General features: G+C 64.9%; 12 protein-coding genes. 8 read left to right on the top strand and 4 right to left on the bottom strand.

Features of this window, described 5'->3' with window-relative positions:
- Positions 1-90: 90 nt before the first annotated feature.
- Complete coding sequence (locus ACX114_RS19000; RefSeq protein ID WP_459299703.1) at positions 91-867, top strand: aspartate/glutamate racemase family protein; 777 nt, start codon at positions 91-93, stop codon at positions 865-867.
- A gap of 19 nt (positions 868-886) precedes the next feature.
- Here the strand turns inward: ACX114_RS19000 and ACX114_RS18995 are convergent, their stop codons facing one another.
- Entirely contained in the window at positions 887-1,618 is a 732-nt protein-coding gene (locus ACX114_RS18995; protein WP_459299701.1) for an aspartyl/asparaginyl beta-hydroxylase domain-containing protein, read from the bottom strand.
- Positions 1,619-1,753: 135 nt separating this feature from the next.
- A complete protein-coding gene (locus tag ACX114_RS18990) occupies positions 1,754-2,854 on the bottom strand; it encodes a hypothetical protein (protein WP_459299699.1) in 1,101 nt (366 codons plus the stop codon).
- Positions 2,855-3,089: 235 nt separating this feature from the next.
- Here ACX114_RS18990 and ACX114_RS18985 point away from each other — a divergent pair, with 235 nt between their 5' ends.
- Positions 3,090-3,266, top strand: coding sequence for an FmdB family zinc ribbon protein (locus ACX114_RS18985; protein WP_014397215.1), 177 nt, complete (start codon positions 3,090-3,092; stop codon positions 3,264-3,266).
- A 28-nt stretch (positions 3,267-3,294) separates the two neighbouring features.
- A complete protein-coding gene (locus ACX114_RS18980) occupies positions 3,295-4,434 on the top strand; it encodes a CapA family protein (RefSeq protein WP_459299696.1) in 1,140 nt (379 codons plus the stop codon).
- 63 nt (positions 4,435-4,497) lie between these two features.
- On the opposite strand, the gene ACX114_RS18975 is transcribed toward ACX114_RS18980, so the two are convergent.
- Together ACX114_RS18975 and ACX114_RS18970 are read right to left on the bottom strand one after the other, a co-directional pair.
- On the bottom strand, positions 4,498-5,799 hold the full coding sequence (locus tag ACX114_RS18975) for a trypsin-like peptidase domain-containing protein (protein ID WP_459299694.1): 1,302 nt from the start codon (positions 5,797-5,799) through the stop codon (positions 4,498-4,500).
- Positions 5,800-5,995: 196 nt separating this feature from the next.
- The gene (locus ACX114_RS18970; protein WP_459299692.1) at positions 5,996-6,130 is read right to left on the bottom strand and encodes a hypothetical protein; all 135 of its coding nucleotides are present in this window, start codon (positions 6,128-6,130) and stop codon (positions 5,996-5,998) included.
- On the opposite strand from ACX114_RS18970, the gene ACX114_RS18965 reads away from it, so the two are divergent.
- From ACX114_RS18965 to ACX114_RS18945, 5 genes are all read left to right on the top strand, one after another.
- Positions 6,125-6,790, top strand: a complete 666-nt coding sequence (locus ACX114_RS18965) for a hypothetical protein (protein WP_459299690.1) — start codon at positions 6,125-6,127, stop codon at positions 6,788-6,790. The genes ACX114_RS18970 and ACX114_RS18965 overlap by 6 nt on opposite strands.
- 14 nt (positions 6,791-6,804) lie before the next feature.
- Complete coding sequence (locus tag ACX114_RS18960) at positions 6,805-7,101, top strand: helix-turn-helix domain-containing protein (RefSeq protein ID WP_459299688.1); 297 nt, start codon at positions 6,805-6,807, stop codon at positions 7,099-7,101.
- Between the two features lie 520 nt (positions 7,102-7,621).
- Positions 7,622-8,014, top strand: a complete 393-nt coding sequence (locus tag ACX114_RS18955; RefSeq protein ID WP_459299686.1) for a tyrosine-type recombinase/integrase — start codon at positions 7,622-7,624, stop codon at positions 8,012-8,014.
- A 298-nt stretch (positions 8,015-8,312) separates the two neighbouring features.
- Entirely contained in the window at positions 8,313-9,086 is a 774-nt protein-coding gene (locus ACX114_RS18950; RefSeq protein ID WP_459299684.1) for a hypothetical protein, read from the top strand.
- Between the two features lie 4 nt (positions 9,087-9,090).
- Positions 9,091-11,388 (top strand): ParB N-terminal domain-containing protein, encoded by a 2,298-nt coding sequence (locus ACX114_RS18945; RefSeq protein WP_459299682.1) that lies wholly within the window; start codon positions 9,091-9,093, stop codon positions 11,386-11,388.
- Positions 11,389-11,466: the final 78 nt, after the last annotated feature.

Raw genomic sequence — 11,466 nt, 5'->3', positions numbered from 1 at the left:
GGAGCACTTTCGGGCGTGAGAACGGCCAATCCTGTTTATCAGGTGCTTTTATCTTGGAAATATTGTAAAACACGCCAGCTTGGATCTCCCGTGAGCCACTCCTTGGACATCGCGCCAGTTCAGCCCATCCGGACTCCGGCCTGGGACGTTGAGGGGGTCCCCGCTCCGAGGGAACTGCTGGGCATCGTCGGCGGCCTCGGGCCGCTGGCCTCCGCGGAGTTCCTGAAGACGATCTACGAGGAGAACCCCTTCGAGTTGGAGCAGGAGGGGCCGGCTTGCATCCTTTTGTCCTACCCGAACGTGCCGGACCGCACGCAGGCCATTCTGCGAGGCGAGGAGACGGCGGTCGTGCGGTGGCTCGAAGGTGTCATGAGCCGCCTGCGTTCTCTCGGCGCACAGCGCATCGTGATCGCATGTGTCACGATGCACCACTTCCTGGGATACGTCTCACCGGCGCTGCGTGAGCTCACCGTCTCGCTCGTGGACATGGTGCTCGACGAGGTGATCGCGTCCGGCAAGCGCTGGCTCATCCTCTCCAGCCAGGGCACGCGCACCGCGCGCGTCTTCGAGCGCAACGAGCGTTGGCGCGAGGCGGAGCCGCACCTGCACTGGACCACGCCCGAGGAGCAGGCGGAGCTCCACGAGGTCATCTACCGGCTCAAGAAGCACGGGGACGCCACCGAGGCGACCGCGCTGTGTGAGCGGCTGGTCCGCACCCACGACGTGGACGGCTTCATCGCGGGCTGCACGGAGCTGCACCTGGTCACCCGGCAGCTGCGCACCCTGCCGCAGGAGGAGCGGGTGCGGAGCATCGACCCGCTCTTCCTTGTGGCCAACCGCATGCCGGGCCTGCGCCAGACCGCGTGAGCGCGGCGCCGGGCCCTGCTCAGTTGAGGAAGGCCTGCCAGGACGCCATGAGGAACGTGAGCGCCTGACGCTCGACCTCGGTGAGGTCCGGATGCCAGGTGTCCACGAGGAGGACGGCCCGGAACCGATCAGAGTCGTTGCGGACTTCGTGCTCGAAGGAGTCGTCGAACACGATGCAGCGGCCCTCTTCCCAACCGCGCGTCTCGCTGCCGACACGCATCTCGCAGTCCGGGGGAACGACGAGCCCCAGGTGGCAGCGGATGCGGGTGTTGGTGAAGCCGCAGTGCGGTTTCACCTGCGTCCCCGGGGCCATGACGGAGTAGTAGGCCATGCCCGCCACCTCGATGCCCGGCACGTGCTCGAGCGCCCGGGTGGTGTTGGGACACGAGGCCTGGTTCTCCACGAACCGGCGGCCCGTGTTGAAGAAGTAGAACGTGTCCCACTTGCCGCGGACCGCGAGCATGCGCGACTCGGGATGGGTGCTCAGGCTGCCGTAGTGCTCCAGGAGCTCCGCGCGGATGGCGGGAAAGGCCTGCTCCAGCGCGGCGACGAAGGCGTAGCGCTGGGGGTCATGCCACGGCTTCGCCTCCAGCCCCGGGCACATCATCACGGGGTTCTGGAGCGGCGCGCGGTGAACCTCCGTCGAGGACAACCCCTCCACCAGGCGCGCGATCTTCGCGGGCTCGATTTCACGCTGCTGCGCCCAGTTCTTCAGCGCCATCAAACTTGCGGCTCGGGGATCCATCGGCATGGCTTTGCGTCTCCGGAGGGCCGCCATCCTGACCGGCGGACGGGAGACAAATCAATAAAATCCCACAACACGCACTAAGCAAGCCTATCCAGATTGACCGGGACTCGTGCGGGGGCGCGCCGCCCGAGTCATCGCTCAGCGCTCCAGTTGTTCCGCGGTGAGGCAACCCGCGGCGAGGTCGAGATCCTCCAGCGGGATGCGCTGGATGTGCTCACGGGGCTCATCGACGTTGTCGCGGTACTTGTGCGAGCCGCTCTCGTAGGTGATCCAGATCTCGCCATCGATGATGTTCACGCCCTGGGCGTAGGGGTCGATGAGCCCGTTGCCGATGTCCACCCGCTTCTCGATGTCCGCCGAGAACGTGTCCTCGGTGGACGTGAACGGCTGGTAGATGAGCTTCTTGTCGCCCGTGGTGAAGATGATGCCGTCGTCGGTGACGGTCATCCCCTGCGCGCGGTCCGGGGCACGGATGGGGCCCTCGCGAGAGTCCTCGATGAGCTCGCCGGTCTTCTCGTCGATCTCGTAGCGCCAGACGGCGCCCGCCTTGCCATCGCCGTCCTTGCTGTAGCCACCAATGTACGCGTAGCCATCCTTCACGGTCATGTAGCTGCCAGCGGAGACCAGTCCGATGCCCGTGGCCGGATCCGTCAGCCCTTCAGGCTTGGGGACATCCATGACCTGCGAGGGCATGGCCTCGCGACACTCGTTCTGCGCGGCCTCAATCTCCTCGCGCGTGTAGACGTAGATGTGATCCGTGTCGGAGACATAGACATGGTCACCATCCGTGGAGACACCGCCACCATGGCTGGGAGGACCCGCGGGCGGCGGTCCACCCAGCACGGCCTGATGCGTCTCCTTGCCGGAGTCCTTGTCCTGCACGGACAGGAGCACCCGGTGGTCGTCGTTGTAATAGGTCGTGAGCACTTCACCGCGCTTGGCGTCGTAGCCCTGTCCCTGGGGAGTCCACCCGGCGTCCAGGTGGATGAACTCCGGGCCGACCTTCTCCCCGCTGCTCGCCTTCGTCAGCGGCGAGTCCACACTCGCGGCAGCCGCGGCCGAAGGCGTGTTCCCGTAGCCGCTGAGGTTCACGGGGCTGGACTTCGCCGCGTCCAGACCGTCCTGGAAGTAAGGCGCGGCGGTGGGAGCGGGCGTGGGCGGAGGCTGGGGAGCCACCGGAGGCTTGGTGAGCGCGGTCTGGACCGTGCTGACAACCTGGCGGATGAGGGAGCTGATCAAGGGCCTGTCTCCGGTTGAAGGTGCTCGGGGCACGAATCCTAAACAACGGAATGGTGGCATTCCTCCCACCAGCCCCGGGGAATTGTCGGGACTCGACGCTTCAGAGTTTCCACTTCCGTATTAACTAAAATGTTCCAGACGACGGGCTCGACCTGGCGCGCCGGCGGCGGGATGGCGCCTCGAGACCTGCCACCTGCCGGTGGCGGACCGCATCTTCCTTCAGGGGGAGCACGCCATGCCCATCTACGAGTTCTTCTGCCGCAAGTGCCAGGAGCCATTCACCGCGTTCATGTCCATGAAGGAGCACGACGAGCGAGCACCGAAGTGCCCGCGCGGCCACGACGCGAAAGAGGTGGAGAAGCGCATCTCCTCCGCCCATGCCGTGACGACCAAGAAGTCGCTCACCTACTGAAGGACTCGGGGCACCCCGTCCTTTGTCGATGATGACGCCCGGCCAGCAAGACAAGCGGCTGGTTTCCCTCTTCCTTTGCGGCGACGTGATGACAGGCAGGGGCATTGATCAGGTACTGCCCCACCCTGCTCCACCCGGCATCCATGAGTCCTACCTGAAGGATGCCCGGGCCTACGTCGCGCTGGCGGAAGAGCGCAACGGCCCCATCCGAAAGCCCGTCGGCTTCGGAGAAATCTGGGGGGACGCGCTCGCCGCGCTGGATCAGGCCGTGCCCGACGTCCGGCTCATCAACCTGGAGACGAGCATCACGACGAGCGAACAGTGGTGGCCCGACAAGGGCATCCACTACCGCATGCATCCGGAGAACGTCGCGTGTCTCACGGCGGCCCGAATCGACTGCTGCGCGCTGGCGAATAACCACGTGCTGGACTGGGGCTACTCTGGGCTGTCGCAGACGCTGTCCACCCTCCGCCGTCTGGGAATCGCCACCGCGGGACTGGGGGAAGACGAGGAGGAAGCCCAGCAGCCCGCGCTCCTGGCCGTAGGGGCCGGGCGGCGGGTCGTGGTGTTTTCGTGCGGAGATGTCAGCAGCGGCATTCCGCCCTCGTGGGCGGCGAGAAGTGACAGACCGGGCGTGGACCTGCTGCCCGACCTGTCTCCCGCTACGGCGAGACACCTGGGCCAACGGGTAGCGGGCCTCAAGCGCGAAGGCGACGTCGTCATCGTCTCCATCCACTGGGGTGAAAACTGGGGCTACACGGTGTCACGGGCGCAGCGGGACTTCGCCCATGCACTCATCGACGAGGCTGGCGTGGACATCGTCCATGGCCATTCCTCGCACCACCCTCGCGGCATCGAGGTCCACCACGGCCGCCTCATCCTCCATGGCTGCGGAGACTTCCTGAACGACTACGAGGGCATCCATGGCCACGAGGACTACCGGCCTGATCTGGCCGTGATGTACCTGGCGTCGGTGGACCTAGCGGACGGCCGGCTCGCCAGCCTGCGCATGCTCCCCATGCAGCTGCGCCAACTCCGGCCGCACCGGGCCTCGCGACAGGACGCCGAATGGTTGTGCGGAGTCCTGGGCCGCGAGGGACGCCGGCTGGCACCCAGGACGCGGGTGGAGCTGGAAGGTGACGGGGCCCTCCTCCTGCAATGGGAGTGAGGGCGCGGGAACAGCCGGCGCGGGCGGTGACGGACGCCACCGCCCGCTTCGGTTCTTCAGGGACTACTGGATGGTGTACGCCACGGTGCCGCTGCAGCTCCCGCTGGAGTAGCAGCCAACGCGGATCTGGTAGGTACCCGCCGTCGTGGCCTTGAAGCTCGCGTAGGACAGCGTGCCGCAGGCGTCGTCGTTCGAGGTCACCTGGGTGGTTCCGTTGTACAGACGCAGGTACGTGTCACCCGTGCCGGAGGCGCCCGGCACCGTGCAGGTGCCGAACTTGAGGGTCTGCCCGGCGGCCAGCGTGACGTTCTGGTTGACGGTGTTCTGGTTGGCGCTGTTGGTGTTGGTGGCGGTGAAAGTGAACGTCACCGGAGTCGGAGGCGGCGGGTAGCCCGCGCACAGGCGCGTGCTGGTCGCCACGCCGCAGTACTCGTCGATGGCCGGCCGGACGTAGGTGATGTCCTCGCCGCGGCAGCCCGTCTCCGTGCAGGTGTTGACGACGTTGCAGCTCCCGTTGGCTTTGTAGTCAGCCTCGCCGCGCACCAGGATGCCGGCCACCGTGTAGCCGTTGTTCTCATACACGCCCGAGCCCGAGTTGCCGCCGAACGTGTCCGTGGTGCCCACGAAGTAATCCAGCGTGCCCGCGCGCGCGTCACGCACCGAGCCGCCCGAGTCGATCTTGAAGGGAATGCCGCTGCCCGAGCCGATGACCGTCACGTTGGTGCCCACGGGTAGCGCGGCATTGCCCGCGCGAATGGGAGCGGGCGTGAAGCGCGGGGTGGCCGGCCGATCCAACCGGACGACGGCGAAGTCCAGGTTGCGACCGCCCACCGTGGCCTGCTGGCGCGCGACAATCGCCTTGCAGGAGAAGATGTCCGCGGTCGTCACCGTCTGCATGGTGCCGGCGGCGGTGCGGTAGAAGTTGAAGACGAAGCGCGTGCTGGAGCAGGCCGAAGCGCTGGTGATGCAGTGGCCCGCCGTGAGCACCAGGTCATCGTCGATGAGCGTGCCGGAGCAGAAGGCCGGGGTCAGGTCGTCCAGGAAGCGCTCGGAGGTGCAGAGGTTGTACGCGGAGCGCAGCGTGGACGCGTTGAAGGTGACGTTGTTGGGGTTGGTCGCGTTGAAGTCCGAAGGATTCATCAGCGCGACGGTGGACTGCTGAGCGCGAGCGCGAAGCGTGGCGTTCGCATGCGCGTAAACGTCCGTGCGGTTGTCGGTCCCGTAGACAACGGGCTGCTGCTCCGTGCCCAGGGGAGCGCTATCGGCGGACTCGGTCTCGGGGGCTGGACCGCAGGCCACGAGGGAAAAGGTACACAGCAGCGTTCCAAGCAGCGTCCTACGGCCGGAAGTCCGGGGGATTCGCATGTGCTGAACACTCCTTGAGGGTAACGACCGCCCGCCAGGAGGCGAGCAGCGGACCGCATGCTCGCGCCAACCATGGACTTCACGCAATGATCACCTAATGAAACATTGCAGATGATTCTGAAATACCAGGAAAAGGAGAACGCCTCATCTGGAAGCCCAGGCCCTACCGGCGGTCGAGATGACCGGGATTCCCAGCTCACGCGTCCTTGATCTCGATGCCAGCCCTGACGGCCGTGGCGTCGATGGTGAGCTTCGGGCGTGGCAAGCCCTCCGCCGGGGCCTCGGGTTGGCGCTTGTCGTCGATGCCTGCGAGCAGCGGCGTGCCATGCACGACAACCTCTCAATGCCGGGGCACGAAGATCTCGATGCTGCCCAGCACGGCGGTAGTCCGAAGGTGGGCGCCCTCCTACACCGGCGGCGCCCCCTCCATTTGGAGCGCCGCGGCGCACATGACGGCGGCGATCTCGCCACCTGCCCATGCGTTCGACAGGACGCGTTCGTTGCACCCGGCCATGATGGCCACGACGGGAGGGCCCGCCTCCAGGCGCACGACGACGAGCTCGCCGCCTTCCGCGCCTACGCCCACCGCATCCCGGAGACGACGCTACTGGTGGACATGTACGACACGCTCGAGGGCATGCGGAAGGTGGTGGCACTCGCGAGGGAGCTCGGGCCGGACTTCCACGTCCAAGCTGTGCGGCTGGATTTGAGGGACCTGGCGTCGCTCGCGCATCAGATCCGCGCGCTGCTGGACGCGGCGGGGCTGGAGCGCGTGCGGATCCTCGCGAGCGGCGGGCTGGACGAGGACGCAGTGGCGCGGCTGCTGGCGCATCAGGCACCCATCGACGCCTTCGGCGTGGGCACTGCCATGGGGGTGTCCGAGGACGCACCCGCGCTGGACATGGCCTACAAGTTGAACCTGCGACCACTTGCACCCCAAGGAACCCCGGGGGCCGTCCAGCCCTTATCAGCCCTTCACAACCCATCGTAAATACTCGGGTTTCTTTGGCCGGGGCTGTCCAGCCGTCCCACCCAGTACCCCAGGACCCCAAGATTTTTGCTGCTAGTTTGCTGCTGGGCCCTGCCCCGGTAGCGTCGGGGGCCTCCGGTTTTGGCCAGCTGCTGGCCGTCCGGGAAGTCGCGGAGCGGCTGGGGGTCTGCCGGGCCGCCGTGTACCGGCTGTGCGAACGGGGCACACTGCCCCACATCCGCCTCTCCAATGCGGTTCGGGTCCGGGCAGAGGCCTTGGAGCAGTTCCTGCAAGAACGCAACGCTCCTGCAAGGACACAACAAGTGCCGTAGCTCAGTCCTTGAGTCCCCTGCGGATGCCGTTCCTCGGCGCAAGGTGCCCAAGCGCCTCGTCTTACCTCAAGGCCGAGGAGGGGGCCGGTGCTCGCCCAGGTGCCTCCCGAGTGGAGGTACCTGTTTGCCACGGCCGTCTATACCGGGATGCGGCGGGGTGAGTTCGTAGCACTCCATCCAAAGGTGGACGTAGACCTTGAGCAGGGGGGAAATCCTCGTCTCGAGGAGCTGGGGGGCGGGCACCACGAAGGGCGGGCGGGCCCGTTGTCGTCCCTATCCACCACGAGCTGCTGCCCTACTTGGCCCATGCGATGCGGGAGAGTCCCTCGGGGCTGGTGTTCCCTCGCCCGAATGGCTCGATGCACTCCCCGAACGTGGACCTTGCCGCGCTGCTCCGGTCCGCGATGAACCGGGCTCAGCCCGTAGCTGGGTGGGTCCACAACTGCCGCCGCTGCGGCCACGTCGAGCACGTGACCTCATCCGCTGTGCGCCGCTGCAACAAGGCGGGCTCTGCGGCTTCATGCTGTGGCCCTCGCCCAAGCCGCGCGCTATCCACATCCATGACCTGCGCCACACCACGGCAACGCTTCTGCTCAAGGCGCGGGGGCCGCTGGCGGTGGTGCAGCGCATCCTCGGGCATTCCTCGCCCACCGTCACGGCAGGCGTCTACGGCCACCTCGACGTCGAGGACATGCGCGCGGGCCTGGAGCAACTCAGCTTTCAACCGGCCGAGAAGCCTCTTTCCGAGGCGCTCCCACTGGCAATCGCCGGCCCGCATGGTGCGCCGGTGGGGTGCGGAACCCGGCGGAGGCAGCTCCCCGCCCCGGCGTCCCAGTGGAGATTCCCGAGGCGCCAGGCGGGGTTAAGGGGAGTGGGCCCTCCTGGATTCGAACCAGGGACCAATCGGTTATGAGCCGGAGTGGGGCCGATTGGCAAGAGTTCGCAGCCTCTGTCAGTATCTCTCAACCTGTTGAAACAACTGGAACTTTCCTGGATCAGGGCGGTGCCAGTTGGCACTGTTCTCACGGCTCCGACTGGCCGTTGTGCCCCGGCGGTGCGGAGCTTGGTGCAGCCGGTGGCCCCGCGGATCCTCACCGTGCGCGACGTGACGGAGGAATTGGCTTTCTGCGGCAGCCCGCGGCTCGCAGCGGTTCTGCGTTTCCTTGACGCCTTCGTGCTCCGTGCATTTGATGGGCGGAACTGTCGCCGCTATGTCTCTGCCCGCCCGCCATCCTCTTGAGGATTTCGTTAAGCACGTCGGAATCCTGACTCCACAGACGATCGACCGCGCACCCGACAGTGTCGGCCTCTACGCATGGTATGGCCAGCTATCCTTCGGTCCCAAGGACTGGGAGCAGCAGATGTCGGCTGGCGTGGACGAGGGCGAGAAGACGTGCCGCTCGCTGATCCAGCGGCACACGACCCGGTACACGAGCCCCCAAGTCAAGCTTGAGGGGCGCGGCACCTTCTCCACTACGTGGAGGGGAAGCCTAGAAGATGCAACGACCGAGCAGCTACGCGCGATCATTTCTGGCGAAGTGGCCTCCTCCGAACCTAGGTGGCACACCCACCAAGATGACCAGAAGCGGTTCGACAAGTTCCAATACGTGCTCGCGAGGTCCGATCTCAGGGGCACTCTGCTCAACGCGCTCAAGTTCTGCACTCCGTTCATCTCGTCCCCGATCTACATCGGTGTCGCCACCAATCTGCGGGACCGTCTGAAGCAGCACACCGACCAGCTCTTCAAGCTCGCTGAACTCGTCGCGAAAAAGCCCGAGAACAGAAAAAAGCTGTACGAATCGGACAAGAGCACCTTCGCTTCGCGCGCGCTAGCGATGGGGTTCAACGAGGACACCGTCGTCGTCTGGACAATTAACCTCGGCTCGCTATTCCAGGAAATTGAGCGCGACGACCTACGGGCCATCGCGGAGAGCGCGGAGTGGCTGCTCAACCGCTGGCACAAACCTTTGCTAGGAAAGCGCTGAATTTATGTTCAAAGCAACGACAGTAGGCTACCGCGAACAGGTTGAAGGTACGTGGGGCGAGTTCAGGACTCCGATGGGACGTGTGTCGTTTATCCAGACGAAGGCGCGGCTCGGAACATCGGGTGTAGATCTTGAGCGTCGGCTCACAGGGCACCTTCGGCCAGTCCGCGAGGTCCTCAGCGTGGAGAAGCTGGACTTCAACCAGCTCCTCCAGCGCGACCTCGACGATCATCGCGTTGTCGAAAAGCTTATCCCCTACTTGCTCGAACGACAGAAGGTTGAGGTTGGCCCCTCGTTCTTTCCTCCGATCATGGCCGTGTTGCTCCCGTTCGGGGCTGCCAACGCACCAGTCGACAACTTCCCGGCAGTCGATTTTGACGGTAAAATCAAAGATCCGGAGCTTGACGTGGACTTCCACGAGGTGCGGTTCGGGACTGCATACCGTGTGCAGCGACTCGTCGAGCCGAGTGGCGCGGTCCATCGCATCCGACTCGGGCGGCTCCACTGGAACGAGGAGCACGCGAAACTCGTCGTGATCGACGGGCAGCACCGCGCGATGGCGCTCCTCGCAGTGGACCGGACCGTAAACGGGACTTGGGAGCAGTCCGGGGGAGGCAGGTACCGCCACTTCTACGAGGCACGCGTCAACGATCTGCTCAAGCAAAGCGACAATTTCAAGCTCGACACGATTGAGGTTCCAGTCACAGTCTGTTGGTTCCCTGACCTGAGCGGACCAGGTAAGGACCCCCACAAGGCTGCTAGGAAGCTATTTGTCGACGTAAACAAGGAAGCTCGGGCTCCGAGCGAGTCGCGCCTCACGCTGCTTAGTGACACCGAACTCCTCAACATCTTCACAAGGAGCCTTCTCAACAGGCTCCGACAGCCCTCGCCACCGCTACCGCTCTACGCTGTCGAGTACGATAATCCCGAACTCGACAAGGAAGCCGCCAAGTCGGTCAAGTGGACGGTGCTCTCGAATCTCTTCCTGCTCAAGTATGCGGTCCAGCGATGCGTGTTTGGCCCCGAGGAGGTCGTCCGCTCGATGGGAAGTTCTTTGAGCGTGGGAGGGCGTCCTAATCAGAAGGCCGCCGACGGGTATATGCGCGCCCAGCTCGGGACTGATGACCTGTTCCAAGAAACTATCCACGATAGCGACCGCACGATCGATCGCCATGACCTCGGCAACCGCGTCTTTCCAAGCACCCAGGTCCAGCCTCTCGTCGATCGGTTCATGGAGCGCTGGGGCGAAGCTATCCTTACAGTTCTCGGCGGGCTTGGCCCATACGCAGCACACAGCCGCGCCCTTACTATTCTGCGCGATACATGGCTCACTGACGACGCGATGTCGCGCTTGGCGCGCGACGCTCTGTTCGAGGGCGTTGGCCTTTATTGGACGATCTCGGACAGCTACCAAGCATGGGAATCAAAGTGCGCCGAAGCCCGCGCCACTAGAATGATGGCTGAACCCCCTAAGACGGACATCGTCCGTGTGTGGGAGATCATCCGCGAGAAGATTAAGCCCTTCGATCGGCTCCGCGCCAAAGAGTACCTGGGGCTCAAGAAGGAGCTGCCGGACACCGAAGACGAGACGAACTCGGCGCAGCTGAAGAACCTCGCGACTTTTTACCGGACAGTCAACACCAACGCCTGCCAGCTCGGGGCGATTCTTGGATTCGCAGGTGTGTACCATCGGGCAAGGAAGCCGGGGGCGACGTCCATTGACGTCGCGAAGGCCCTCGTTCAGGCGTGGAACGCCGCGCTCGTCTCGCCGCGGACCAAGGCCGAGTCACGACACCTCATACTCGCACCCAGGTCCGTGATTGAGAAGCCGCTCAACCGCCTCCCAAGACTCGATACCCCGTTCGCCACCTACTTCCGATACTTCTGGCTGCAACTCTTGTCGCTCGATGAGGCTCGTGAGGAGCTCGGGAAGCACGTCGAACTCGCGTCGTTGGACGAGATGATCGAGGAGGCGCGCGCGCATTACGCTCAGTTCCTCGTCTCGGAGCAAGAGAAGATCGAACGCGGAGCGGACACCGACGCCACAAAGGAGGAGATCGCGGACCGTGCACGCAAGAAGGTCCTAAAGGATCTCTCGGAGGTCCTATCCCATTGGTTCGCGCTGAAAGCCGACGACGCCCGCAGGGTCGCGGAGGTCGCTGTAACGAAGAGCAAAGGGGCGAAGGGCGGCAAGTCTGAGTTGCCGACGCCGGTTGAAACCGAAAGCCTCGCAACATCGCCGGAGACTCCGGCGGCCGCGGAGGACATCGAGACGGTGCTCCAAGAGATGCCGGACGAGTAGTATGTTGATGGTCTCCACGAAGCGCGTGATCTTGGAGTGGTCCCCTGGAATTCCCTGATCCCGATGGTGCCGCCTCTT

Source organism: Corallococcus sp. M7 (assembly GCF_054512695.1).
Note: the sequence above shows the minus strand (reverse complement) of the source record. Positions and strands in the feature narration are given on the sequence as shown.

Coding starts and splice junctions, on each gene's coding strand:
- ACX114_RS18985 (WP_014397215.1), top strand. CDS start 3,090: ATGCCCATCTACGAGTTCTTCTGCCGCAAGTGCCAGGAGCCATTCACC.
- ACX114_RS18955 (WP_459299686.1), top strand. CDS start 7,622: ATGCTGTGGCCCTCGCCCAAGCCGCGCGCTATCCACATCCATGACCTG.
- ACX114_RS18975 (WP_459299694.1), bottom strand. CDS start 5,799: ATGCGAATCCCCCGGACTTCCGGCCGTAGGACGCTGCTTGGAACGCTG.
- ACX114_RS18950 (WP_459299684.1), top strand. CDS start 8,313: ATGTCTCTGCCCGCCCGCCATCCTCTTGAGGATTTCGTTAAGCACGTC.
- ACX114_RS18995 (WP_459299701.1), bottom strand. CDS start 1,618: ATGCCGATGGATCCCCGAGCCGCAAGTTTGATGGCGCTGAAGAACTGG.
- ACX114_RS18980 (WP_459299696.1), top strand. CDS start 3,295: ATGATGACGCCCGGCCAGCAAGACAAGCGGCTGGTTTCCCTCTTCCTT.
- ACX114_RS18945 (WP_459299682.1), top strand. CDS start 9,091: ATGTTCAAAGCAACGACAGTAGGCTACCGCGAACAGGTTGAAGGTACG.
- ACX114_RS18965 (WP_459299690.1), top strand. CDS start 6,125: ATGCACGACAACCTCTCAATGCCGGGGCACGAAGATCTCGATGCTGCC.